General features: G+C 44.9%; 22 protein-coding genes and 1 pseudogene. 12 read left to right on the forward strand and 11 right to left on the reverse strand.

The features are described from left to right. The first annotated feature begins 197 nt into the window (after positions 1-197). Positions 198-866, forward strand: coding sequence for a carbonate dehydratase (gene can, locus F0251_RS19890; protein WP_008222714.1), 669 nt, complete (start codon positions 198-200; stop codon positions 864-866). 72 nt (positions 867-938) lie between these two features. Here the strand turns inward: can and hpt are convergent, their stop codons facing one another. Then, positions 939-1,469 carry a hypoxanthine phosphoribosyltransferase gene (hpt, locus tag F0251_RS19895; protein WP_061032638.1) on the reverse strand — a complete coding sequence of 177 codons (531 nt, stop codon included), beginning with the start codon at positions 1,467-1,469 and terminating at the stop codon, positions 939-941. A gap of 335 nt (positions 1,470-1,804) precedes the next feature. Between hpt and F0251_RS19900 the strand changes: the two genes are divergently transcribed. Continuing rightward, complete coding sequence (locus tag F0251_RS19900; RefSeq protein ID WP_004738173.1) at positions 1,805-2,410, forward strand: LuxR/HapR/OpaR family quorum-sensing transcriptional regulator; 606 nt, start codon at positions 1,805-1,807, stop codon at positions 2,408-2,410. Between the two features lie 676 nt (positions 2,411-3,086). Here F0251_RS19900 and lpdA read toward each other — a convergent pair. From lpdA to ampD, 5 genes and pseudogenes are all read right to left on the reverse strand, one after another. After that, complete coding sequence (gene lpdA / locus F0251_RS19905) at positions 3,087-4,517, reverse strand: dihydrolipoyl dehydrogenase (protein WP_004738171.1); 1,431 nt, start codon at positions 4,515-4,517, stop codon at positions 3,087-3,089. Between the two features lie 241 nt (positions 4,518-4,758). Beyond that, on the reverse strand, positions 4,759-6,669 hold the full coding sequence (aceF, locus tag F0251_RS19910) for a pyruvate dehydrogenase complex dihydrolipoyllysine-residue acetyltransferase (protein WP_171731668.1): 1,911 nt from the start codon (positions 6,667-6,669) through the stop codon (positions 4,759-4,761). Positions 6,670-6,699: 30 nt separating this feature from the next. Beyond that, positions 6,700-9,363: a pyruvate dehydrogenase (acetyl-transferring), homodimeric type gene (aceE, locus tag F0251_RS19915; RefSeq protein ID WP_061032475.1), complete on the reverse strand. Its 2,664-nt coding sequence runs from the start codon at positions 9,361-9,363 to the stop codon at positions 6,700-6,702. 62 nt (positions 9,364-9,425) lie between these two features. Further along, complete coding sequence (gene pdhR, locus F0251_RS19920; RefSeq protein ID WP_008222726.1) at positions 9,426-10,187, reverse strand: pyruvate dehydrogenase complex transcriptional repressor PdhR; 762 nt, start codon at positions 10,185-10,187, stop codon at positions 9,426-9,428. A 483-nt stretch (positions 10,188-10,670) separates the two neighbouring features. Then, positions 10,671-11,271, reverse strand: a pseudogene (gene ampD / locus F0251_RS19925) (1,6-anhydro-N-acetylmuramyl-L-alanine amidase AmpD). An 83-nt stretch (positions 11,272-11,354) separates the two neighbouring features. Here ampD and nadC point away from each other — a divergent pair. The 8 genes from nadC (at position 11,355) to yacG (ending at position 18,455) form a co-directional block, all read left to right on the forward strand. Next, a complete protein-coding gene (gene nadC, locus F0251_RS19930) occupies positions 11,355-12,245 on the forward strand; it encodes a carboxylating nicotinate-nucleotide diphosphorylase (protein WP_171731669.1) in 891 nt (296 codons plus the stop codon). Positions 12,246-12,499: 254 nt separating this feature from the next. After that, positions 12,500-12,925 carry a pilin gene (locus F0251_RS19935; RefSeq protein WP_116871679.1) on the forward strand — a complete coding sequence of 142 codons (426 nt, stop codon included), beginning with the start codon at positions 12,500-12,502 and terminating at the stop codon, positions 12,923-12,925. Beyond that, a complete protein-coding gene (gene pilB / locus F0251_RS19940; RefSeq protein WP_171731670.1) occupies positions 12,926-14,611 on the forward strand; it encodes a type IV-A pilus assembly ATPase PilB in 1,686 nt (561 codons plus the stop codon). A 16-nt stretch (positions 14,612-14,627) separates the two neighbouring features. Beyond that, positions 14,628-15,857, forward strand: coding sequence for a type II secretion system F family protein (locus F0251_RS19945; RefSeq protein ID WP_171731671.1), 1,230 nt, complete (start codon positions 14,628-14,630; stop codon positions 15,855-15,857). A gap of 66 nt (positions 15,858-15,923) precedes the next feature. Then, positions 15,924-16,793, forward strand: a complete 870-nt coding sequence (locus F0251_RS19950; RefSeq protein ID WP_102426438.1) for an A24 family peptidase — start codon at positions 15,924-15,926, stop codon at positions 16,791-16,793. A gap of 2 nt (positions 16,794-16,795) precedes the next feature. Beyond that, entirely contained in the window at positions 16,796-17,410 is a 615-nt protein-coding gene (gene coaE, locus F0251_RS19955; RefSeq protein WP_061032470.1) for a dephospho-CoA kinase, read from the forward strand. Positions 17,411-17,436: 26 nt separating this feature from the next. Continuing rightward, positions 17,437-18,177, forward strand: a complete 741-nt coding sequence (gene zapD, locus F0251_RS19960; RefSeq protein WP_061032469.1) for a cell division protein ZapD — start codon at positions 17,437-17,439, stop codon at positions 18,175-18,177. A gap of 80 nt (positions 18,178-18,257) precedes the next feature. Next, positions 18,258-18,455: a DNA gyrase inhibitor YacG gene (yacG, locus tag F0251_RS19965; RefSeq protein WP_008222354.1), complete on the forward strand. Its 198-nt coding sequence runs from the start codon at positions 18,258-18,260 to the stop codon at positions 18,453-18,455. Positions 18,456-18,951: 496 nt separating this feature from the next. On the opposite strand, the gene rplS is transcribed toward yacG, so the two are convergent. The 5 genes from rplS to ffh all read right to left on the reverse strand — a co-directional run bounded on the left by rplS (position 18,952) and on the right by ffh (position 22,571). Beyond that, positions 18,952-19,305: a 50S ribosomal protein L19 gene (rplS, locus tag F0251_RS19970; RefSeq protein WP_004738151.1), complete on the reverse strand. Its 354-nt coding sequence runs from the start codon at positions 19,303-19,305 to the stop codon at positions 18,952-18,954. A gap of 59 nt (positions 19,306-19,364) precedes the next feature. After that, positions 19,365-20,105: a tRNA (guanosine(37)-N1)-methyltransferase TrmD gene (gene trmD / locus F0251_RS19975; protein WP_061032468.1), complete on the reverse strand. Its 741-nt coding sequence runs from the start codon at positions 20,103-20,105 to the stop codon at positions 19,365-19,367. Between the two features lie 27 nt (positions 20,106-20,132). After that, positions 20,133-20,687 (reverse strand): ribosome maturation factor RimM, encoded by a 555-nt coding sequence (gene rimM, locus F0251_RS19980; RefSeq protein WP_061032467.1) that lies wholly within the window; start codon positions 20,685-20,687, stop codon positions 20,133-20,135. A 24-nt stretch (positions 20,688-20,711) separates the two neighbouring features. Continuing rightward, a complete protein-coding gene (rpsP, locus tag F0251_RS19985) occupies positions 20,712-20,960 on the reverse strand; it encodes a 30S ribosomal protein S16 (RefSeq protein ID WP_004410028.1) in 249 nt (82 codons plus the stop codon). A gap of 219 nt (positions 20,961-21,179) precedes the next feature. After that, positions 21,180-22,571, reverse strand: coding sequence for a signal recognition particle protein (gene ffh / locus F0251_RS19990; protein WP_061032466.1), 1,392 nt, complete (start codon positions 22,569-22,571; stop codon positions 21,180-21,182). 200 nt (positions 22,572-22,771) lie between these two features. On the opposite strand from ffh, the gene F0251_RS19995 reads away from it, so the two are divergent. Together F0251_RS19995 and F0251_RS20000 are read left to right on the forward strand one after the other, a co-directional pair. Beyond that, the gene (locus tag F0251_RS19995) at positions 22,772-23,566 is read left to right on the forward strand and encodes an inner membrane protein YpjD (RefSeq protein WP_004738143.1); all 795 of its coding nucleotides are present in this window, start codon (positions 22,772-22,774) and stop codon (positions 23,564-23,566) included. Between the two features lie 127 nt (positions 23,567-23,693). After that, positions 23,694-24,965 (forward strand): HlyC/CorC family transporter, encoded by a 1,272-nt coding sequence (locus F0251_RS20000; RefSeq protein WP_008221067.1) that lies wholly within the window; start codon positions 23,694-23,696, stop codon positions 24,963-24,965. Positions 24,966-25,048: the final 83 nt, after the last annotated feature.

Consider the following 25,048-nt stretch of genomic DNA (forward strand, 5'->3'; position numbering starts at 1 on the left):
ATGTATCAAGTGTTCAGAAAGTGTTAATTCAATCACATTATTCATGTCTTATAACCGGATTATTGATAGTGGGCTAAGTTTATGATTTTCCGTACTAGAACACGTCAGATGAGTACATTTTGACGCAGTTTTTACGAGATTGAATTTGTAACATTGTGTATAGTTAAGCATCTTAATTGAGGGATGTAAGAAGCAAGATGCCAGAAATAAAACAGCTTTTTGAGAACAATTCCAAATGGTCTGAAGAAATTCGCTCTGAAAGACCTGAGTATTTTACAACGCTTGAAGAGGGTCAAAGCCCTGGTTTTCTATGGATTGGCTGCTCAGATAGCCGAGTTCCAGCCGAGCGCCTTACTGGCTTATATTCTGGAGAACTGTTTGTTCACCGAAACGTGGCCAACCAAGTGGTTCATACAGACCTAAACTGCCTATCTGTCGTTCAGTACGCAGTAGATGTGCTTAAAGTGAAACACATTATTGTCTGTGGTCACTACGGTTGTGGCGGTGTTAATGCGGCAATTGATAACCCGAAACTTGGCCTTATCAACAACTGGTTACTTCACATTCGCGATAACTACCTAAAATACCGTAAAGAGATCGAAGCGCTTCCACGTGAACAGTGGGGTGACAAGCTTTGTGAGATTAACGTCGCAGAGCAGGTTTACAACCTAGGTAACTCAACCATTATGCAAAGTGCATGGGAACGTGGTCAAGAGGTCGAGATCCACGGTGTGGTGTATGGTATTGGCGATGGCAAATTACAAGACCTTGGCGTGCGCTGCTCTAGTAACGATACTTTAGAGAACAGCCACTTAGAAGCTATCAATAAAATCTTAACGACGCCTCTTCTTAGCCAACAAGGCTAATTATCTCAATCAAAATACAAAAAGCCCGCATCAAGCGGGCTTTTTAATATATTCTGTCGGCAAGCGTAATGATTACTCTTGCGGTACAACTTTGCCAATGTATGGCAGGTGACGGTATTTTTGAGCGTAGTCGATACCAACACCAACAACGAACTCATCTGGGATTTCGAAACCAATCCACTTAGTGTCCACTTCAACTTCACGTCGTGAAGGCTTGTCTAGTAGCGTACAGATCTCGATAGATTTAGGACCACGTAAGCTCAGGATCTCTTTTACCTTAGTCAGTGTGTTACCAGTATCGATAATATCTTCTACAAGCAGAACGTCTTTACCTTGGATGTCGTCATCTAGGTCTTTCAAAATACGAACATCACGTGAGCTTTCCATGCTGTTGCCGTAGCTAGACGCGGTCATGAAATCAACTTGGTGAGTTAAATCAATAGCACGAGCAAGATCCGCCATAAAGACAAACGATCCACGTAATAAGCCAACTAAAACCAGATCTTCACTGCCTTGGTAGTGTTCCGTGATCTGTTTGCCTAGTTCGTTCACTCGATCCTGAACTTCTTGCTCAGAGATCATGACTTCAACTGTATGCTTCATACTGCTCTCATTTTGTTTGGTGATTGCGACAAGTGTAGACAGTTTTGCCATTGGTGCCGCTCAATTTGTGCGTAAGTCTAGCACTGCTCAAATACCCACACCACCTTATGGTTCCAATTTACTGTCAGATTATCAATGAAATGTGCACTTGTGCTTTGTCTGATAGTCGCCTCCTTTCACATCAATGTGGATCACGCTTTATGTATCAAGTTTGATGTAACTGTCTATTAAATAAGCTCAAAGGATTGACCATTCGCATATGCACCATTACACTCATCTTGGCTTAAATAATAATAAAATCATTAATATAAAAAATCGTTGGCAAGGAAAATAAAATGGACTCAATCTCTAAGAGACCTAGAACTAGGCTTTCACCTTTAAAAAGAAAACTTCAGCTGATGGAAATCGCGCTTGAAGTATTCTCTCGTCGCGGCATTGGCCGTGGTGGTCACGCTGACATTGCAGATATCGCTCAGGTATCAGTAGCAACAGTATTTAACTACTTCCCTACTCGTGAAGATCTGGTCGATGAAGTGCTTAATCATGTTGTCCGTCAATTCTCAAACTTCCTTTCAGACAATATCGATCTAGATATTCACGCAAAACAAAACCTACATAATATTGCGACTGAAATGGTGACACTAGTCGCTCAAGACAGCCACTGGTTGAACGTATGGTTCGAATGGAGCGCATCGACGCGTGACGAAGTATGGCCACTGTTCGTAACGACAAACCGCACTAACCAAATGTTGGTACAAAACATGTTTAGTAAAGCGATTGAGCGCGGCGAAGTGTGTGACGATCACGATCCTAAGCATCTTGCGAATCTGTTCCACGGCATCTGCTACTCGCTATTTATCCAAGCGAAACGTGTCGATACCAATGAAGAGTTGTCGACTTTAACTGACAGCTACTTGAACATGTTGTGTATCTATAAGTAGATTCGAGATTCGAGATTCGAGATTCGAGATTCGAGATTCGAGATTCGAGATTCGAGATTCGGTTAAAACTATTGAAAGGGTTGGCGTTTGCGTCAATCCTTTTTTGTTACAATCAGATAGCGGTTGGTTGAAAGAGATTCCCTACTCCTTCCTTCGTCAGTCTAGGGAATGACGGATATAAAGAACTCCTGTACTTCACCGTCGAAGAAATGAATCAGTCATTCAAGTCTGAGATTACCAACTCCCTCCTTCGTCAATCTAAGGAATGATGGCTCTAAAGAGATCCTGCACTTCACCATCGAAGAAATAAACTAGCGATTCAAGCCAGAGATTGCCTCTTTTCTCCTTCGCCAGTCTCGGGAACGAGAAGGTAATAGTGAGCTGCAGCTCGTTCACACTCAAGAATAACTAAAGGACAAACTCCAACATCTCACTCCGTCATCCTCAAGGCGAGGGACGAGCGAGTTGGGGATCTCTTTTAGTAAAATGGCTCACTAATAATGACGCATAAAAAAGCCGCTGACGAATCAGCGGCTTTTACAATCTACATATACTCAAAATAATTGGAGTTGCAGCTAAGCAACAAGTAAGTTCAGCCCTATGAGCATAGGAGTTCTATGCAATTAGGGTGAACTTACGCAGTTAACAACGCTGCGGCTTCAAGTATGAAGAGTATTTACTTCTTCTTTTTCACTGCTTTCTTATTTGGAAGGTCAGTGATTGAACCTTCGAATACTTCCGCAGCAAGACCAACAGACTCGTGTAGAGTTGGGTGAGCGTGGATAGTAAGAGCGATATCTTCTGCGTCACAACCCATTTCGATTGCTAGGCCGATTTCACCAAGAAGCTCACCACCGTTAGTACCAACAACAGCACCACCGATTACACGATGAGTATCTTTATCGAAGATCATCTTAGTCATACCATCTGCACAGTCAGAAGCGATTGCACGACCAGAAGCAGCCCAAGGGAAAGTCGCCACTTCGTAGTTTAGGCCTTCCGCTTTCGCTTCTTTCTCAGTCTTACCTACCCAAGCAACTTCTGGCTCAGTGTACGCAATTGATGGGATTACTTTAGGGTCGAAGTAGTGCTTCTTACCAGAGATAACTTCAGCAGCTACGTGACCTTCATGCACACCTTTGTGAGCAAGCATTGGTTGACCAACAACGTCACCGATCGCGTGGATGTGAGGAACGTTTGTACGCATTTGCTTATCAACGTTGATGAAGCCACGCTCGTCAACTTCGATACCTGCTTTTTCAGCATCGATAAGTGCACCGTTTGGAACACGACCGATAGCAACAAGAACAGCATCGTAGCGCTCAGCTTCAGCTGGTGCTTTCTTGCCTTCCATTGAAACGTAGATACCGTCTTCTTTCGCTTCAACTGCAGTTACTTTAGTTTCAAGCATTAGCTTGAACTTGTTCTTGATGCGCTTAGTAAAGACTTTAACGATGTCTTTATCCGCAGCAGGGATAACTTGGTCGAACATCTCAACTACGTCTACTTTAGAACCTAGAGAGTGGTAAACCGTACCCATTTCAAGACCGATGATACCACCGCCCATGATAAGCAGTTTTTCAGGAACTTCTTTCAGCTCAAGTGCATCCGTAGAATCCCAAATACGTGGGTCTTCATGTGGAATGAAAGGAAGTTTGATTGGGCGAGAACCCGCAGCGATGATTGCGTTATCGAAGTTAACTGTTGTTGCTTCACCTTCGCCTTCAACTAGGATGCTGTTAGGACCAGTGAACTTACCGAAACCGTTAACAACTGTTACGTTACGCATCTTAGCCATACCGCCAAGACCGCCAGTTAGTTGGTCTACTACTTTTTCTTTCCAGATACGGATCTTGCTGATGTCCGTTTGTGGCTCGCCGAATACAACGCCGTGCTCTGCCATCGCTTTCGCTTCTTCGATTACTTTAGAAACGTGAAGAAGAGCTTTCGATGGAATACAACCAACGTTTAGACATACACCACCAAGAGTGCTGTAACGTTCAACTAGTACTGTTTCTAGACCTAAATCCGCACAACGGAATGCAGCTGAGTAACCAGCAGGACCTGAACCAAGTACAACAACTTGGGCTTTAATTTCTTTGCTCATTGTGACCTCTTGTAGTCATTATCCCTAACAGGCTGAGTAGATGTTCTTAAAATTATTGGGCTTTCAAACAGCCAACATTTTACAGAGATGTTAACAGTGTGAAAGTAGCTTTAAGTTAGCCTGTGAGCTAGACAACACTTCCCTTTCGCTTTATGAGAAAAGCGGGAACTGTTCTCTAAAAATAGTCTTTATATAAAGAATTAAGGTGACCCGAAAGCCACCTTAATAATTACTTTCTCAATTACAGTACTAGACGACGGATGTCAGATAGTGCGCTGTTTAGGAAAGTAATGAAGCGTGCACCTTCAGCACCATCGATCACACGGTGGTCGTATGATAGAGATAGTGGAAGCTGAAGACGTGGCTGGAACTCTTTACCATTCCAAACTGGCTTAATTTCAGACTTAGATACACCTAGGATACCTACTTCTGGAGCATTTACGATTGGCGTAAATGCAGTACCGCCGATGCCACCAAGGCTCGAGATTGTGAAACAACCGCCTTGCATGTCAGCTGCAGTTAGCTTACCAGCACGTGCTTTCTTAGACACAGCCATTAGCTCTTCAGATAGCTCGTAAATGCCTTTCTTGTTCACGTCTTTGAATACAGGAACAACTAGACCGTTTGGAGTATCTACCGCGATACCTACGTTTACGTACTTCTTAAGAATGATGCTTTCGCCATCTTCAGAAAGAGAAGAGTTAAACGCTGGGAACGCTTCTAGTGCTTTAGCAACAGCTTTCATGATGAACACAAGAGGAGTGATCTTCATGCCAGTGTCTTTCTTAGCTTCGATTGCGTTCTGCTCTTTACGGAATGCTTCTAGCTCAGTGATATCTGCGTTATCCCACTGTGTAACGTGAGGGATCATTACCCAGTTACGGTGTAGGTTTGCACCAGAGATCTTCTTGATCTTAGAAAGCTTCTGAACTTCAGTTTCGCCGAACTTGCTGAAGTCAACTTTTGGCCATGGTAGTAGACCAAGAGCAGAGCCGTCACCGCCTTTGCCAGATGCCGCAGCACCAGACTCTAGACGCTTAAGTGCATCTTTAACGTAAGACTGAACGTCTTCTTTTAGTACACGGCTCTTACGACCAGTACCTTTAACTTTCGCTAGGTTTACACCGAACTCACGAGCTAGACGACGAACAACTGGAGACGCGTGTGCGTACTCACCGTTTTCTTGGAAGTCGTCTGCAGCTGCAGGAGCTGCTGCCGCTGGAGCTTCAGCTTTAGGTGCAGGTGCCGCCGTAGGAGCTGCTGCTTGTGCAGGTGCTGCAACAGGAGCTGGAGCTGCGCCTTCAACTACGAAAGTCATGATTAGAGAGCCAGTTGACACTTTGTCGCCAGCTGCAATCTTGATCTCTTTAACTGTACCAGCGAATGGTGCAGGAACTTCCATTGAAGCTTTGTCGCCTTCAACAGTAATTAGAGATTGCTCTTCTTCTACTGTATCGCCAACCGCTACCATTACTTCAGTAACTTCTACTTCGTCACCGCCGATGTCTGGAACGTTTACTTCTTTTTCAGCTGACGCTGCTGGAGCCGCTGCAACTGGTGCTGCCGCCGCTGGAGCAGGAGCAGCTGCAGGTGCTGAACCCGCAACCTCGAATACCATTACTAGAGAACCAGTAGACACTGAGTCACCAGAAGCGATCTTGATTTCTTTAACTGTACCAGCGAATGGTGCAGGAACTTCCATTGAAGCCTTGTCACCTTCAACAGTTAGAAGAGATTGCTCTTCTTCTACTGAATCACCGATAGCAACCATGATTTCAGTAACTTCTACTTCGTCGCCACCGATATCTGGAACGTGAACTTCTTTAAGCTCTGCCGCTGCTGCCGCTGCAGGAGCAGCTACTGGAGCTGCCTCTGCTGCTGGAGCAGGTGCAGCTTCAGCTGCACCCGGAGCGCCGGCCGCCTCAGCTTCGAAAATCATGATAAGAGAACCAGTAGAAACTGAATCGCCTTCAGCTACTTTGATTTCTTTAACGATACCTGCTTGAGACGCTGGAACTTCCATAGAAGCTTTGTCGCCTTCAACAGTGATCAGAGACTGTTCTTCTTCAACCTTGTCGCCAACGCTTACAAGAATCTCAGTAACTTCAACCTCATCCGCACCGATGTCAGGTACATTAATTTCGATTGCCATTGCTTATTTACCTTCTAGTTAAGCGCTGTATTAAGCGTATTGTGGGTTTGTTTTTTCAGTGTCGATATCGAATTTAGCAATTGCTTCAACAACTACAGATTTCTCGATATCACCACGTTTAGCCAGTTCAGTTAGAGCTGCAACTACGATGTAGCCAGCGTTAACTTCGAAGTGACGACGTAGGTTTGCACGGCTGTCAGAGCGGCCGAAACCATCAGTACCAAGTACTTTGTAAGACTCGCTTGGCATGTAAGCACGTACTTGCTCAGCGTAGTTCTTCATGTAGTCAGTCACTGCGATTGCAGGTTCTTTACCAAGTACAGTTGTGATGTACGGTACTTTCTCTTCAGCTTCTGGGTGAAGCATGTTGTCACGCTCTACTGCTTGGCCGTCACGAGTTAGTTCGTTGAACGACGTTACAGAGAATACGTCAGATGCTACGCCGTACTCTTCGCTTAGAATTTCAGCAGCTTTACGCGCTTCGTTCATGATAGTACCAGAGCTCATTAGTTGAACTTTGCCCTTAGCACCAGCGTGAGATTCAAGCTTGTAGATACCCTTACGAATGCCTTCTTCAGCGCCTTCTGGCATTGCTGGCATTGCGTAGTTCTCGTTCATTACTGTTAGGTAGTAGTAAACGTTCTCTTGCTCAGGGCCGTACATGCGACGGATACCGTCTTGCATGATTACTGCTAGCTCGTAAGCGAATGTTGGATCGTAAGAGATACAGTTCGGGATAGTGTTCGCTTGGATGTGCGAGTGACCATCTTCGTGCTGTAGACCTTCACCGTTCAGTGTTGTACGACCAGCTGTAGCACCTAGTAGGAAGCCGCGAGCTTGTTGGTCACCTGCTAGCCATGCCATGTCACCAATACGTTGGAAACCGAACATAGAGTAGTAGATGTAGAACGGGATCATTGGTAGGTCGTTCGTGCTGTATGAAGTTGCCGCTGCAACCCATGAAGCCATAGAACCTAGCTCATTGATACCTTCTTGAAGAACTTGACCAGATGTTGCTTCTTTGTAGTAAGAAACGATGCCTTTATCTTCAGGTGTGTATTCTTGACCGTGTGGGTTGTAGATACCAACCTGACGGAATAGACCTTCCATACCGAATGTACGAGCTTCATCACAGATGATAGGAACGATGTTCTTACCGATGTTCTTGTCTTTCAGTAGGATGTTTAGCGTACGTACGTAAGCCATAGTCGTTGAAATTTCACGCTTCTGTGCACCTAGTAGAGGAGCAAACTCTTCTAGCTCTGGTACTTTGAATTCTTGAGTGAATTTTGGCAGACGTGCTGGCGTGTAACCTTGTAGGGCTTTACGACGAGCATGTAGGTATTCGTATTCAGCAGAACCTTCTTCCAGTTTCAGGTAAGGAAGCTCAGACACTTTCTCATCAGAAAGGATGTCTTGTAGGCCTAGACGGTCACGTAGGTATTGTACGTGAGTCATGTCCATCTTCTTAACACCGTGTGCGATGTTCTTACCTTCTGCAGCTTCACCCATGCCGTAACCTTTAACTGTCTTAGCTAGGATTACTGTTGGCTTGCCACCTGTCTCTTTTGCATTGTTGAATGCAGCGAACAGTTTAGAAGAATCGTGACCACCACGCTTCAGTTCGAAGATTTGGTCGTCAGTCATGTCTGCAACTAGTGCAGCTGTTTCTGGGTACTTACCAAAGAAGTGCTCACGTACGTATGCGCCATCTTTAGATTTGAATGTCTGGTAGTCACCATCGATAGTTTCGTTCATTAGTTGAAGAAGCTTACCAGTAGTGTCTTTAGCTAGTAGAGAATCCCAGTTGCTACCCCAGATAACTTTAACAACGTTCCAACCTGCACCTTTGAATAGGCCTTCAAGTTCTTGGATGATGCTACCGTTACCCATTACAGGGCCGTCTAGACGCTGTAGGTTACAGTTGATTAGGAAACATAGGTTGTCTAGTTTCTCACGCGCAGCGAAAGAGATAGCACCACGTGATTCTGGCTCATCCATCTCACCGTCGCCTAGGAAAGCGTATACACGTTGAGCAGAAGTATCTTTAAGACCACGGCCTTCTAGGTACTTAAGGAAACGAGCTTGGTAGATCGCAGAGATCGGACCTAGACCCATAGATACCGTAGGGAACTGCCAGAATTCAGGCATTAGTTTAGGGTGCGGGTATGACGGGATACCTTTACCATCAACTTCTTGACGGAAGTTATCTAGCTGCTCTTCAGTTAGACGACCTTCAACGAATGCACGAGAGTAGATACCAGGAGAGATGTGACCTTGGTAGTAAACTAGATCGCCACCGTCCGTCTCGTTTGGAGCACGGAAGAAGTGGTTGAAACAAACTTCGTAGAACGCTGCTGCTGACTGGTAAGAAGCCATGTGACCACCTAGGTCTAGGTCTTTCTTAGAAGCACGCAATACGATCATGATTGCGTTCCAGCGAATAATCGAACGAATACGACGCTCAAGAGTTACGTCACCAGGGTAAGCTGGCTCTTGCGCTGCTGGAATTGTGTTGATGTAGTTTGTGTTGATACCTGTAGCCATATCAACGCCATCTAAACGCGCTTTATCTAGAACTTGTTCTAGTAAAAACTGTGCACGTTCTACACCTTCTTCACGTACTACTGACTCAAGAGCTTCTAACCAATCTTGAGTTTCCAGAGCATCAACGTCATGCTTCATGTCAGACATGGCGATCTATCCTTTTTGTTAGTTGGATTCTACTAAACACGTAAAAAGCCGAAGTATTACGGCTATTTACCCTGTTGAATTCGACGTAGAGAACGTTCGCGGCGCGACTCTTCCTTCGTCAAATCCAGCAATGTTTCTTCGATGTAAGCTAAATGAGAGTGTGACATTTCACGCGCCTTCTCAGGCTGGCCAGAAACGATCGCATCTACGATATTAGCTCGATGTATACTCACTTTCTCCACAACGTCTTTACGACGATGCAACAGCTTTAAATTTTCTAAGACGTTTTGTTCGAGTAACGGAGCCAAACTACGAACAATGTGCAATAACACCACATTGTGCGCTGCCTCTGTTAAAGCAATAAGAAAAGCCATCACCGCTGCAGATTCGGCTTCAATATCACCCTTCTCTTGCGCGCCGTGAATTTTTTCTTGGCAGGCTTGAATACGAGCAAAGTCTTCATCGGTTCCACGCAATGCCGCGAAGTAAGCCGAAATCCCTTCCATCGCATGACGCGATTCCAACAAGTCTAGTTGGGTTTCAGAATGGGATGACAACAAATTAAGCAAAGGATCTGAAAAGCTTTTCCAGATATTTTCGCTAACAAACGTACCTCCACCTTGACGGCGAGTAAGCAAGCGTTTTGCTTCTAAACGTTGTATCGCTTCTCGGATTGAAGGACGAGACACATCGAACTGTTTCGCCAGTTCGCGCTCAGGCGGCAGCTGCTGCCCTGGAGCCAGTGTTCCTTCCACAATCAACCTTTCTAACTCTTGTTCGATAACATCGGAGAGTTTTGGCTGACGAATCCTTTGATAAGCCATAGTTTGTTGTTCTTCTTTTTCTTCGCTGACAATTGGTAATACCAATTTTAAGTTGGGCAGAAATTAACATAATTAAAACGCCACTGTCCAGCGTAAAATTGACCTGCATCATAGAACGCAGTGTGAATTAACCACGATTTAACAAATGAAATTTAAAACAGCAACCAAATTGGTCTTACCATTTACAGCGGTAATACTTTTGGGGAGTACTCGTGCTAGAAAGTTTCAGGATAAAAATGAATTGTTTCAGAAAGATTAGTCCAAGTCGGTCAAAAATCGAACCAAGCGCACATTTGAGGGGAAATTTCTGTTCATAAGCTTTAATATCTGGGTGTTTGATAAGCTCGTCACACTCTTGATTTATTGATACCCATCAACGAACCACTTTCTTTACATTGCAACAACAAAAAATCACAAGTGGTTATGCTAAGCGTTGATTAAGCAAGGCTCTGCAATTGGCAGAGCCATAAATAGGATTAGGGATTAGAAGCGCAATTTGCCTTTAAATTTTGTCCAGTCAAAGACCAACCCAGGGTCTGTTTTGCGTAACGGTGCTATGTATTGATGGCCAGTGATACGTTCATTAGTGATCTGAGGAAAACTTGAGACCAGTGTTTCCGTTAGCTCAGTCAAGGCTTGATATTGCTGCTCTGTATAGGCAATAAAGTCACTGCCCTCTAATTCAATACCAATAGAGTAATCATTACACCTTTCACGACCGGCAAAGCTCGATTGGCCGGCATGCCAAGCCCTGTCCAGAAAAGAAACGAACTGTACTACTTCACCATCACGGCGAATCAAGCAGTGCGCAGATACCCCCATTTGATGAATCACTTTGAAAAACGGGTGCTCCGCTGGATCGAGCTTGCCCGTGAAGAACTGCTCTATATAAGGTCCGCCGAATTGCCCCGGTGGCAGGCTAATATTGTGGACCACCAGCAGAGAGATATCACCGACACTTGGCCGAGTATCAAAATACGGGGACGGAACATGCCGAGCGTTTTCGTACCATCCTTTGGAGCAGATCGTCATCTTGGTCTCGCTTTCTTTTTTTGCTAGCACAGTAGATTGTGACCTTGCCCATGGAGCAGTCACGCTAGCCTCTTTAATTTGAAGTTAAGCAAGAGTATCATTCCATTCCCACTCCCTTTCAAGATTAGATTTGCGATGAAAAACACACATAACAGCCACCAACGCCTTGACTACTTAAAAGAACAACTGCCTCTCGAGATCACTCGTGCAGTCGCAGAAACAATCAAAGAAGATCTTGGCGGTACGTTAGATCCAGCGGCTGATATTACGGCAAGTCTAATCCCAGCTGACGCGATCAACAGCGCAACCATCATCACTCGTGAACACGGCGTATTCTGTGGTAAAGCATGGGCTGATGAGGTGTTTAAGCAGCTAGGCGGTGAAGTGACTATCGAGTGGAACGTAGAAGATGGCGATAAGGTTGAACCAAACCAAACGCTTTGCACCCTAACCGGTCCAGCGCGCGCACTATTAACTGGTGAGCGTAACGCAATGAACTTCATTCAAACGCTATCTGGTTGTGCGACGGCAACCGCCATCTATACTGACAAAATCAAACACACAGAGTGCCGCCTGTTAGATACTCGCAAAACCATCCCAGGCCTACGTAGTGCACTAAAATACGCTGTGGCTTGTGGTGGCGGTTTCAACCACCGTATCGGTGTTTTCGATGCCTACCTAATCAAAGAAAACCACATCATCGCATGTGGCGGTATTGAAAAAGCTATCTCAACAGCAAAAGAGCTTAACCCGGGTAAGCCTGTTGAAGTGGAAACTGAGAGCCTAGAAGAGCTAGAGCAAGCTATCAATGCGGGCGCAGACATCATCATGCTAGACAACTTCACCACTGACATGATGCGTGAAGCTGTGAAGATCAACGCTGGCCGAGCTGCACTAGAAAACTCTGGTAACGTGACGCTAGACACTATCGCTGAGTTCGCTGAAACGGGTGTTGATTACATCTCGGTAGGCGCATTGACCAAGCACCTAAAAGCAATGGACCTATCAATGAGGTTCAAAGCGTAATTTACTGAATAGTAAATAGTTTCTATAAAGGCACTGTTGATGACAGTGCCTTTTTTATTACCTTAATTATCAGTATTTCAATGCGTTATTTAAGTTGATCGCATAAATTTGCGTGCTATATGCAACAGCTATTCAATAAATTCAAAACCACTCGCGACCACACCTGAACACCATTCCACTTCCCTATCTCGACTTCTATTCTCTCTACCATCTTGTGCTTGCACTGAAACAAACTAAAGAATGGAATGAAAAGAATGAATAACAAGAACAAAAGAACAAATCAGAAAGGTTTCACACTGATTGAATTGATGATTGTGGTGGCGATTATCGGTGTATTGTCTGCGATTGCAGTACCTGCGTACAAAAATTATGTTGCCAAAAGTGAAGTTGCATCGGCAATAGCAACAATGAAAGCTCTACTGACACCAGCTGAACTAACCTATCAAGAAAGTGGAAAATTAGCGGCTAATACGGCAGTAGATACCCTAGGTATATCAGCAGGCTCCAACGTACTAGGAACTATTAGTGTTCCTGCCGATAACGATATTAAGTTCTTATTCGGTTCAAATAGTGCAATCTCAAACGCATACATCACATATTCAAGAACATCTACAGGCTGGACATGTGCAGTAACATCAGGAGGTGTTAGCAATTTACCGACAATTGATAGTTGCTCATAAATGCTCACCAACCTCCCAACAGTTCTTCGTCAGGCTGATTTAATTAGCCTGACTCAAGAGCAAGCTGTGGCGGAACATGTACAAGCTTCAGGTATTTCAACACCTGAAGCTTTACTCGTTCTTGATCTCTTCACAGGTGACTCCCTAGCAAACAATATACAAGCCATCTTTGGCTTGCCGTTAGTTCAATTGAGCAACACCGATTATGAAGCCTTATGTGATCAACTAGGGCTACGTGAACTGATCACTAAATATCGAGCTATCCCGATTTCAGTCTCTAACTCGACGCTCACACTTGCTTCCGCCGATCCGACTGACTTACAAGCGGAAGATGATTTTCGTTTTGCAACCGGGTTGCAGATAGAACTGGCAGTCGCCAATTACTCTGAACTCGAAGGTGCAATACGCAAGTTGTACGGCCGCTCGATTTCCGGGCAAGATTCTAAGCGTAAAGAGATCACCCAAGATGAACTGGCTAACCTAGTTGAAGTGTCTGACGACGAGCTCGCGTCGATTGAAGACCTTAGTCAAGACGACTCTCCAGTTAGCCGATTTATCAATCAGATACTGGTCGATGCGGTACGTAAAGGCGCATCAGATATCCATTTTGAACCTTACGAAGAGCACTACCGTGTGCGCCTGCGTTGTGACGGTATATTGGTTGAAATCCAGCAACCCGCCTCTCACTTAAGCCGTCGTTTATCAGCGCGTTTAAAAATTCTCGCCAAACTGGATATTGCCGAGCGTCGTTTACCTCAAGATGGACGAATAAAACTGCGCCTGAATGACGAGCTTGCGGTTGATATGCGCGTCTCCACATTACCAACCTTGTGGGGCGAGAAGATCGTACTGCGGCTGCTTGATAGCAGCGCGGCTAATCTCGATATCGACAAGCTCGGGTACAGCGACGATCAAAAAGCCCTCTACCTGAATGCACTCAAACGCCCACAAGGAATGATCTTAATGACAGGCCCCACTGGCAGCGGAAAAACCGTCTCGCTTTATACCGGCCTTAGAGTATTGAACACCACAGAACGCAATATCTCCACCGCAGAAGATCCGGTAGAGATTAATCTGTGTGGTATCAACCAAGTGCAAGTAATGCCAAAGATTGGCTTTGGATTCGCTGAAGCCCTGCGCTCGTTTTTACGACAAGATCCGGATGTGGTGATGGTCGGTGAGATTCGAGATTTAGAAACCGCAGAGATCGCCATCAAAGCATCGCAAACTGGTCACTTAGTGCTTTCAACGCTCCATACCAACTCTGCGGCAGAAACCGTTACCCGACTCGCTCATATGGGGATTGAGCCCTTTAACTTAGCCTCATCATTGAGCTTGATCATTGCCCAACGACTGGCAAGACGCTTGTGCAACCAATGCAAAGTCATTGACGACTCACCAGACATCTTCCTGCGTCACTCAATACCTAGCAGCAAAACCATTTATAAGGCTAACCCACAAGGGTGTAACGAGTGCAATCAAGGCTATTCTGGGCGTGTCGGAATTTATGAAGTGATGCCATTCACCGACAAACTCAAAAATAGCCTTATCAGCAAACCGAATGCGTTGGAGGTTGAAGACCTCGCTCGCCGAGAAGGGATGCGCACACTGCAAGAGTCGGGATTAGATAAGCTACTTGAAGGCACCACCAGCTATCAAGAGCTGCAACGTGTTCTGTACCTATAATCCAGAGGGAGCTTCAATGATCAGCAAAACTAAGCAATCACAATTAAAAAGCTACCACTGGAAAGGCATCAATAGCTCCGGTAAAAAAGTATCAGGGCAAACCTTAGCGCTTACCGAATTAGAAGTACGTGAAAAGCTCAAAGATCAGCATATCCAGATAAAGAAAATCAAAAAGAAAAGCATCTCGGCACTGACGCGTTTAACCCATAGAGTTAAATCTAGAGACATCACCGTGCTGACCCGCCAGCTTGCGACCATGCTAGGAACCGGAGTCCCAATTGTACAGGCGATTAAGTTGGTCTCAGATAACCACCGCAAAGCTGAAATGAAATCTATCCTGTCACACATCTGTAAAGGTGTTGAAGCTGGTACACCTATATCCAAAGCGATGCGAACCGCAAGTCGTCACTTTGATGACCTCTATACCGATTTAGTCGCAACGGGTGAGCTCTCGGGCAACCTTGCGCAAGTATTTGAACGCCTAGCGACCTATCGTGAGAAGAGTGAACAGCTCAAGTCTAAAGTCATCAAGGCGCTCATCTATCCTGCAATGGTGGTCACTGTCGCACTCACTGTCTCCTATTTAATGCTGACCATGGTGATTCCTGAGTTTGAGTCGATGTTTTCAGGCTTTGGTGCCGACCTCCCTTGGTTTACACAGCAAGTACTAGAGCTTTCTCATTGGATGCAGGCATACAGCTTTTATACATTTGTAGGTGCAGGGTTAGCAGCCTTAGTTATCTATCAACTCTGTCAGCGTTCCTACTCGATTCGATTATCGACCAGCCGCTTGGGGTTAAGGTTTCCAATTCTAGGCGGTGTCATGGCCAAAGCCTCCATTGCCAAATTCAGTCGCACACTATCAACCAGTTTCGGTTCTGGTATCCCCATTCTCATGAGTCTAAAAACCACAGCCAAAACCGCAGGTAATTTGCACTATGAATCGGCAATCATCGAAGTACATCGCGAAACCGCTGCGGGCATTCCAATGTATATCGCAATGCGAAATACCAACGCCTTTCCTGAGATGATGTTGCAGATGGTGATGATTGGCGAAGAGTCAGGCAACCTTGATGAAATGCTCAACAAAGTCGCCTCGATTTACGAGTTTGAAGTCGACAACACCGTCGATAATTTGGGCAAAATATTAGAACCGCTGATCATTGTGTTTTTAGGATCCGTCGTAGGCGGTCTTGTGGTTGCGATGTACTTACCGATCTTTAATCTTATGAGTGTGTTAGGATAGCCAAAAGCAACTAAACACCCATGAGTAGAAACCTCTACTCATCTTGATTAAGTGGTAAAGGACACTATGGAAGTATTTCACTACTATCCTTGGCTATTCCCGGTATTAGCATTCATTTTTAGTCTTCTGATTGGCAGCTTCCTTAACGTCGTCATACATCGTTTACCTATTATGATGGAACGCGAATGGCAACAAGAGTGCTCGGAGTATTTCTCCCAATATAAAATTCCTGCGCCAGAAGGTAAGTTCAACCTCAGTGTTCCTCGCTCTACTTGCCCTAAATGTAAAACTCAATTAAGAATCGTCGACAATATTCCAGTGTTAAGCTGGTTGTTCTTGAAGGGTAAGTGTCACAGCTGTGCTAATCCAATCAGCGCTCGCTACCCTTTGGTTGAACTGCTGACTGCGACACTTTGCACAGTTGTTGCCAGTCACTTTGGTTTCAGTTTTTACGCTATTGCACTGATATTTTTCACCTTTGCGTTAATTACCGCGACTTTTATCGACCTCGACACCATGCTATTGCCTGATCAAATTACCTTGCCGTTAGTTTGGTCTGGTATCGCTTTAGCCCTATTTAATATCAGTCCAGTATCGCTTCAAGACTCAGTAGTCGGCGCTATGGCTGGCTACCTCGCGTTATGGTCCGTCTACTGGCTGTTCAAACTGCTGACAGGTAAAGAAGGCATGGGTTACGGTGACTTCAAGTTACTGGCTGCACTTGGCGCATGGCTGGGTTGGCAGCATCTACCGATGATCATCCTGCTGTCTTCGCTTGTTGGCCTGGTGTTTGGTTTGATTCAGCTGCGCTTGAAACAGCAAGGCATTGATAAAGCCTTCCCATTCGGCCCTTACCTTGCGATTGCTGGTTGGGTAAGCTTGATGTGGGGTAACGACATCATGGGTTGGTATTTCACTTCAGTATTAGGAATGTAACCATGGCAATCATTATCGGATTAAGTGGCGGTATAGCCAGTGGAAAAACGACTGTCGCTAACCTATTCAACGAACATTTTGGCATTGATATTGTCGACGCCGATATCGTGGCACGTGAAGTGGTTGCGTTAGGCAGTGATGGACTAAAACAGATTACTGCTCATTTTGGTGAAACCATCTTGCTTGAAGATGGCACACTCAATCGATCTAAACTGCGCGAGCTGATCTTCTCAGACCCAGAGCAAAAACAATGGCTCAATGATCTTCTTCATCCCATGATCCGTGACAAAATTGACAGTGACCTGTCTAAAGTCACCTCTCCCTATGGTTTATTAGTCGCACCTCTATTGGTTGAAAACCAGATGCAAGGCATGACGGATCGCGTATTAATTGTTGATGTGCCTACAGAAGTGCAAATTGAACGAACGATGAGCCGTGACAATGTTTCTAGGGAACAAGTTGCATCAATTTTGAAATCACAAGCTTCAAGAGAACAACGCTTAGCAGTTGCAGATGACGTGATTAAAAACCATACTAAAAACCAAGAACTTTTGCCGCAAATCACAGATTTACATAAAAAGTATCTGGCAATCAGTACAGTAGATGGGTCAGAATAGAACTATGTTGAATGAAGGCTTGCTCGATGATCACCCACAAATTTGAACATCCTCTAAATGAGAAAACACGCATCTACCTAAGAGTGGAATCGCTCTTGAGGCAGTTACACCTGTCTTCTACATTTTCCGATGCTCAACAGTATCAACTCTTTTTCCGCTCTATCTTCGATCTGATTGAAATCTTCGAACAGATCCAACTCAAGAGCGAACTTGCAAAAGATCTTGAGAAGCAACGTGTCACCTACAAAAGCTGGTTAGACGTTGAAGGTGTCGATCAAGAGATGCTTACGTCACTGCTCAATGACATTGGCAACATCTATCGTGATTTAATGCACGCGGAGCGTTTTGGCCAATCTCTTAAAGAAGACCGCTTCCTAAGTGCCATTCGCCAGCGTTTTAATCTGCCTGGCGGTTCATGCTGCTTTGACCTACCAGCGCTGCATTATTGGTTACACCTCCCTCTTGATAAGAGAATGAGAGATGCCAAGGCGTGGATGGATAGCCTACAGCCTCTGTATGAAGCGCTAACGCTATGGTTAAAGCTAACCCGAGAGACTGGTCACTTTAAAGAGCAAATTGCTCGCGCTGGCTTCTTCCAGAGCGATGCTGAAGAAGCGAATATCCTTCGCCTATCCATTCCGATGCAATACGGTGCCTACCCTATGATCTCAGGGCACAAAAACCGCTTTGCTGTTAAATTCATGAGTTTTGAAACAGGACAAGCCTGTACTCAAGATATCGAATTTGAGCTGGCTATCTGCACCTAATTAATTTCCTTTAGCGTTTGGCTTGAGTGAACACTTGAGCCTAAACTCTTTGTTATTACACCCTCTAATTAAGAATCACTATGTCGAACAAAATCACCATCGTTAAATGCCCTCAATGTAATACTGACGTTGAATGGGGTGAACAGAGCCCACACCGTCCGTTTTGCAGTAAGCAATGTCAGATGATTGATTTCGGTGAATGGGCAGACGAAGAGAACAGTATCGCTGGCGCACCAGATATGTCTGATAGCGATGGTTGGTCGGAAGACCAGTACTAAGATTCGAGATTCGAGATTCGAGATTCGAGATTCGAGATTCGAGATTCGAGATTCGAGATTCGAGATTCGGAAAAATGATTGAAGGGTTGGCGTTTTGCGTCAATCCTTTTTTATTGCCGACAGTTTGGTGTTTGCCAAAAGAGGTTCCCTACTCCTTCGTCAGTCTAGCGAATGACGGTAACTTTAGTGCTCGGTTCACTCCGTCACTTCCATGAATAAGGAACAGGCTAGCCCGGAGCTAATATTTCCAAGCCAAATACATAACATCACAGACCAAATGCAGACCAGTGTACTTCGTCGCATACAGAATTCATGCCCCAGTCCTCTTATAGCGAGCCCTTTAGTTTTATGTACTAATTCGTACATCAAACCTCCCGTCATCCCCAAGAGTGAGGTACGAACGAGTTGGGGATCTCTTACTTTCAAAGGTCTAAATAGCAGGCACAAAAAAGCGGAGCCAAATGGCTCCGCTTTTATCGATAGAATGCAAAAAGAATTACTTCTTAGCAAGCTTCTCTTTAATACGAGCAGACTTACCAGAACGCTCACGTAGGTAGTACAACTTGGCACGACGTACTGCACCACGGCGTTTAACTTCGATGCTATCAACCATTGGAGAGTGAGTTTGGAACGCACGCTCTACACCTTCACCGTTCGAGATCTTACGAACTGTGAATGCAGAGTGAAGACCACGGTTACGAATAGCGATTACTACGCCTTCGAAAGCCTGTAGACGCTCACGGTCACCTTCTTTTACCTTAACCTGAACTACAACAGTGTCACCTGGTGCGAATTTAGGAAGGTCTGATTTTAGTTGCTCTTCTTCAAGAGCCTTAATGATGTTGCTCATTTGTATAAATTCCTAGAATAAACTGATACTAAATTTAATAGGTTACTGCTTGCTTTTCGTTAAGAGCGTTGCTCTTTAATGAATTCAGCCAGTAATTGTTCCTGTTCGTCAGTCAGAGCTAGGTTTTCCAGGAGTTCTGGTCTTCTTAGCCAAGTTCGGCCCAACGATTGTTTTAATCGCCAGCGACGAATGTCCTTATGGTTTCCAGACTTGAGTACCGAAGGCACCTCTTTGTCGTCTAGCACCTCAGGGCGCGTATAGTGAGGGCAATCTAGCAAACCATTTGCAAAAGAATCTTCTTCTGCTGATGCGAAATCTCCAAGTACACCCGGTACAAACCGAGAGACTGAATCAATCAGCGTCATGGCTGGCAGTTCACCACCCGTCATCACAAAATCCCCAATCGACCATTCTTCGTCGACTTCAGATTGAATGATGCGCTCATCTACCCCTTCGTAGCGACCACAAATAAGAAGTAAATTCTCGTTTGTTGCCAGCTCTTCAACACCTTTCTGGTCGAGTTTACGACCTTGAGGTGAAAGGTAGATAACTTTCGTCTTTCCCGGTGATGCTTGTTTGGCAGTTTGAATAGCGTCGCGCAAAGGCTGAACCATCATCAACATGCCAGGACCACCACCGTAAGGTCTATCATCAACAGTGCGATGTTTATCATGAGTGAAATCACGAGGATTCCATGTCTCAATAGATAAAAGACCTTTCTTTACCGCTTGACCCGTTACTCCAAAATCAGTAACTGAACGGAACATTTCAGGAAATAGGCTAATTACGCCAACCCACATGTGTTCTCTCGCTCTATGATTTTAAAGTTAGAATCCAGGATCCCAGTCAACTTCGATCCGTTGAGCTTCGCGATCAACTTTCTTGATCACTTGCTCTTCAAGGTACGGTACTAACCGTTCCTTTTGTCCGAAAGCATCCTTAAGATTTGCTTTGATTACTAGAACATCGTTTGAGCCAGTTTCTAGCATGTCGGTAACGACACCTAGATCGTAACCTTTAGTGGTTACAACTTGCATACCAAACAATTCACGCCAGTAGAATTCCTCTTCTGACAATTCAGGTAATGAAGCAGGGTCTATTGCGATTTCAAAGTTAGTCAGTACATGAGCGTCCTCGCGAACCTCAAAACCTTCCAGCTTACACACCATACCTTTGTTATGGCGCTTCCAGCTTTCTACTTTGAATTCAACCCACTTCCCCTTTTGGTTAACGTACCAAGGAGAGTAATCAAATATGCTTTCAGCGTTGTCTGTGTAGGAAAAAACTTTAAGCCAGCCACGAATGCCATAGGTAGCACCAAACTTGCCCATAACAATTTTTTCGTCTTGCTTGCTCATCGTTTCTTTACCCTTCATCGACATAAGCTATTTCTCTTTTAAAAAGAATTAAGCCGCTTTTTGAGCGTCTTTAACTAGCTTAGCTACACGATCAGATAGAGATGCGCCTTGACCAACCCAGTGGTTAACGCGATCTAGGTCTAGACGTAGACCTTCTTCTTGACCTTGAGCAGTAGGGTTAAAGAAACCTACTTTCTCGATGAAACGGCCAGTTGCAGCGTTACGGCTATCCGCAACTACGATTTGATAGAATGGACGCTTCTTAGCGCCGTGACGTGCCAAACGAATGGTTACCATGTCGTCCTCTTTGCTTTCTTAATAAAATAATTAACCCCAATAACCATTTATCACTAAACAGCTTGGGGTCTCGTGCCAAATTAAAGCCCCGGAATTTTACTCTTATTCCGGGGCAATGCAAGGGGTTTAGCTATTTTTTCACCAACATAGTGCCTGTATACTTTCTGTGACACAGATAACACTATGAAAAGTAAAGGTGCTACAGGTTACATTAGGCGATTATCGACCAAACGGGTTGAAGCCGCCGCCCATACCACCCATGCCACCGCCGCCCATCATGCCTTGCATGTTGCGCATCATGCCTTTCATGCCACCTTTCTGCATTTTCTTCATCATTTTCTGCATTTGAGTGAACTGCTTAAGCATACGGTTTACATCTTGTACCTGTGTACCAGAACCAGCGGCAATACGTTTTTTACGTGAGCCTTTGATTAGCTCAGGGCGTTGACGCTCTTTCATGGTCATAGAGTTGATGATCGCTTCCATCTGCTTGAACATCTTGTCATCAACTTTATCTTTCACGTTGTCTGGTAGCTGAGACATGCCTGGAAGTTTATCCATCATGCCCATCATGCCGCCCATGTTTTGCATCTGTCCTAGCTGTTCACGGAAGTCTTCAAGGTCAAAACCTTTCTTCTCTTTGAACTTCTTAGCCAGCTTCTCTGCTTTCTCGGTATCAACGTTTTTCTGTAGGTCTTCAATAAGCGACAGAACGTCACCCATACCTAAGATACGAGAAGCAACACGATCAGGGTGGAATGGTTCTAGTGCGTCAGTTTTCTCACCAACACCTAAGAATTTGATTGGCTTGCCTGTGATATGACGAACAGACAGCGCCGCACCACCACGCGCATCACCATCAACTTTCGTTAAGATAACACCGGTTAGTGGAAGCGCATCACCAAAGGCTTTTGCCGTATTCGCCGCATCTTGACCTGTCATAGCATCAACAACGAATAGAGTTTCAACTGGGTTGATTGCCGTATGAAGCTCTTGGATCTCGCCCATCATCTCTTCATCAATCGCTAAACGACCCGCGGTATCGACAAGTAGCACGTCGTAGAATTTCTTCTTCGCGTGGTCGATTGCAGCGTTAGCAATATCAATCGGCTTCTGGTCAGCCGAAGATGGGAAGAAGTCAACGCCAACATCGCTAGCTAACGTTTCAAGTTGTTTGATCGCCGCAGGACGGTAAACGTCGGCAGACACAACCAAGACTTTCTTCTTGTCACGCTCTGTCAGCAATTTAGATAGCTTACCTACCGATGTGGTTTTACCCGCACCTTGTAGACCAGCCATTAAGATAACCGCTGGCGGTTGTGCTGCTAGGTTAAGTGCTTCGTTAGACTCACCCATCACCGCTTCAAGCTCAGCTTGAACGATCTTAATGAATTCTTGGCCCGGTGTTAAAGATTTAGAAACCTCAACACCCACAGCGCCTTCTTTTACACGCTTAACAAAATCGCGGACAACTGGCAGTGCCACGTCAGCTTCAAGAAGCGCCATACGCACTTCACGTAGCGTATCTTTAATATTGTCTTCGGTCAGACGACCTTTACCGCTGATATTCTTCAGCGTTTTGGATAGACGATCCGTTAAATTATCAAACATAGTTTTCTCTTCGCTCAATCCTGCGACTATTAAGTTGAGTATACATTAGCGTGGATTAGAGTCATACCCGTTGTAGGGCGTTAATCATCCACGCTTGTGATGTGAGACGGTGTTCACTTGGAATTGAGTGAGGTTCACCATAGCCCCAAAGAGCGATGCAAGGTATAATTCGCCAATTAGTAATCATTTTAATGGATACCATGGACAGTCTTATTGCGATCGCAGCAGCCTTTCTTTATACAATGGCGATTTCCACGATCATTCCAGGTCTCGTGCACCAAACAGGAATCCGTGTAAAAACGGTGTTTATCAGCGCATTACTTGCTCTAGCTTTCCATGCTTGGTTGCTTGGCGATTTAATCTTTAATGCCAGTGGTCAAAACCTCAGTATCTTAAACGTTGCTTCACTGATCAGTTTAATCATTTCTCTAGTGATGAGCGGTGCTATGCTCAAAACCAGACTGTGGTTCATTCTTCCTGTGGTTTATAGCTTCGCAGCACTGAACTTGATGGCAGCAACTTTTCTTCCAAGTACCTTCATCAAACATTTAGAGAATGACCCAAAACTGCTGATGCACATCTCTTTGGCGCTGTTCTCTTACGCGACACTGACTATCGGAGCGCTATACGCACTACAGCTTGCGTGGCTAGATCACAAACTTAAAAAGAAGAAAGCACTGGTTATCAACCCTAACCTACCTCCATTAATGATGGTTGAAAGACAGCTTTTCAAGATCATCCTAATTGGTAATGGCTTATTAACGGGTACCTTACTGACTGGTTTCATCTTCGTACAAGACATGTTTGCTCAAGGTAAAGCACACAAAGCTGTATTGTCTTTTATTGCTTGGGTTATCTACTCCATTCTTCTTTGGGGTCATTACCAAAAAGGCTGGCGTGGACAAAAGGTGACTTGGTTCGCCCTTGCTGGTGCCAGCATGCTCACATTAGCCTACTTCGGTAGTCGCTTCGTTCAGGAAATCATCCTGAGATAACACCCAAATTAAAGGCAAGGTCACGCATACCTTGCCTTTAAAATATTGAGTCAGATAGATTCAATTGACATCTCGACCATGTTCGGTCATAAATTAATCAAGATACACAAATAGGAAAAGAATAGTTTTGGACGACATATCAACGGGTATCTTATTTGCGCTACTCGCGTGTCTCATTGTAATTTCTGGTTATTTCTCTGGTTCCGAAACGGGCATGATGTCCTTGAACCGCTACCGTTTAAAGCACTTGGCCAATACGGGTCATAAAGGTGCAAAGCGCGTAGAAAAACTTCTGAACCGCCCCGACAGGTTGATAGGCCTTATTCTCATCGGTAACAACCTTGTCAACATTCTCGCTTCTGCGATCGCAACCATTCTTGGTATGCGTATCTACGGGGACATCGGTGTGGCTGTCGCAACCGGTACCCTGACTCTCGTGATCCTCGTATTCGCTGAGGTCACACCAAAAACCATCGCTTCTCTGTTTCCTGAACGTGTCTCCTACGCTAGCAGCATCTTGCTAATGATTCTGATGAAGGTACTGTCACCACTGGTGATATTAGTGAACTTCATTACCAATGGCTTCATTCGTATTCTGGGTGTCAAAGCCAGTCACGACGCGACCGATCATTTGAGCTCTGAAGAGCTAAGAACCGTTGTAAATGAAGCGGGCAATCTAATACCTCAACGTCACCAAGATATGTTGGTGTCTATTCTAGATTTAGAGCACGTTACCGTGAACGATATCATGGTGCCTCGTAACGAGATTACCGGTATCGACATTAATGATGATTGGAAATCCATCGTTCGCCAACTGACCCACTCCCCTCATGGCCGAGTTGTTCTTTATCGTGACCAAATTGATGAAGTAGTTGGCATGCTAAGGCTACGCGAAGCGTATCGTTTGATGCTTGAAAAAAACGAATTCAACAAAGAGACTCTGCTGCGTGCCGCAGACGAAATCTACTTCATTCCTGAAGCAACCCCACTCAATATTCAGCTGCTAAAATTCCAACGCAACAAACAGCGCATCGGTCTAATCGTTGATGAGTACGGTGATATCAATGGCTTGGTGACATTAGAAGATATTCTAGAAGAGATTGTCGGTGAGTTTACCACTTCAATTGCGCCAAGTTTGTCTGATGAAATCACACCGCAGAGCGACGGCAGCTTCCTAATTGAAGGTAGTGCGAACATTCGTGATATCAACAAAGGCTTGCAGTGGGCTCTCCCAACCGATGGTCCTAGAACGTTAAATGGTTTGATACTTGAACATCTGGAAGACATTCCAGAGAGCCACCTAAGTGTTCAGGTTGCCAGTCATCCAATGGAGATTGTGGAGCTTGAAGAGAACCGCATCAAGCTAGTACGTGTGTTTCCACAGATCGTAAATGGATAACAGGTTCAAATAGTGATCTCTATTGATCTGCTACATGAGAAAACAGAAAGGCCCGGTTCAATGAACCGGGCCTTTCATATCTT

This window comes from Vibrio sp. 070316B (assembly GCF_013114115.1).
Taxonomy (GTDB): Bacteria; Pseudomonadota; Gammaproteobacteria; order Enterobacterales; family Vibrionaceae; genus Vibrio; species Vibrio chagasii_B.

Coding starts and splice junctions, on each gene's coding strand:
- rplS (WP_004738151.1), bottom strand. CDS start 19,305: ATGAGCAACATCATTAAGGCTCTTGAAGAAGAGCAACTAAAATCAGAC.
- pdhR (WP_008222726.1), bottom strand. CDS start 10,187: ATGGCTTATCAAAGGATTCGTCAGCCAAAACTCTCCGATGTTATCGAA.
- F0251_RS19900 (WP_004738173.1), top strand. CDS start 1,805: ATGGACTCAATCTCTAAGAGACCTAGAACTAGGCTTTCACCTTTAAAA.
- can (WP_008222714.1), top strand. CDS start 198: ATGCCAGAAATAAAACAGCTTTTTGAGAACAATTCCAAATGGTCTGAA.
- nadC (WP_171731669.1), top strand. CDS start 11,355: ATGAAAAACACACATAACAGCCACCAACGCCTTGACTACTTAAAAGAA.
- hpt (WP_061032638.1), bottom strand. CDS start 1,469: ATGAAGCATACAGTTGAAGTCATGATCTCTGAGCAAGAAGTTCAGGAT.
- rimM (WP_061032467.1), bottom strand. CDS start 20,687: ATGTCGATGAAGGGTAAAGAAACGATGAGCAAGCAAGACGAAAAAATT.
- ffh (WP_061032466.1), bottom strand. CDS start 22,571: ATGTTTGATAATTTAACGGATCGTCTATCCAAAACGCTGAAGAATATC.
- F0251_RS19950 (WP_102426438.1), top strand. CDS start 15,924: ATGGAAGTATTTCACTACTATCCTTGGCTATTCCCGGTATTAGCATTC.
- trmD (WP_061032468.1), bottom strand. CDS start 20,105: ATGTGGGTTGGCGTAATTAGCCTATTTCCTGAAATGTTCCGTTCAGTT.
- F0251_RS19935 (WP_116871679.1), top strand. CDS start 12,500: ATGAATAACAAGAACAAAAGAACAAATCAGAAAGGTTTCACACTGATT.
- aceE (WP_061032475.1), bottom strand. CDS start 9,363: ATGTCTGACATGAAGCATGACGTTGATGCTCTGGAAACTCAAGATTGG.
- lpdA (WP_004738171.1), bottom strand. CDS start 4,517: ATGAGCAAAGAAATTAAAGCCCAAGTTGTTGTACTTGGTTCAGGTCCT.
- F0251_RS19945 (WP_171731671.1), top strand. CDS start 14,628: ATGATCAGCAAAACTAAGCAATCACAATTAAAAAGCTACCACTGGAAA.
- pilB (WP_171731670.1), top strand. CDS start 12,926: ATGCTCACCAACCTCCCAACAGTTCTTCGTCAGGCTGATTTAATTAGC.
- coaE (WP_061032470.1), top strand. CDS start 16,796: ATGGCAATCATTATCGGATTAAGTGGCGGTATAGCCAGTGGAAAAACG.
- F0251_RS19995 (WP_004738143.1), top strand. CDS start 22,772: ATGGACAGTCTTATTGCGATCGCAGCAGCCTTTCTTTATACAATGGCG.
- zapD (WP_061032469.1), top strand. CDS start 17,437: ATGATCACCCACAAATTTGAACATCCTCTAAATGAGAAAACACGCATC.
- aceF (WP_171731668.1), bottom strand. CDS start 6,669: ATGGCAATCGAAATTAATGTACCTGACATCGGTGCGGATGAGGTTGAA.
- rpsP (WP_004410028.1), bottom strand. CDS start 20,960: ATGGTAACCATTCGTTTGGCACGTCACGGCGCTAAGAAGCGTCCATTC.
- yacG (WP_008222354.1), top strand. CDS start 18,258: ATGTCGAACAAAATCACCATCGTTAAATGCCCTCAATGTAATACTGAC.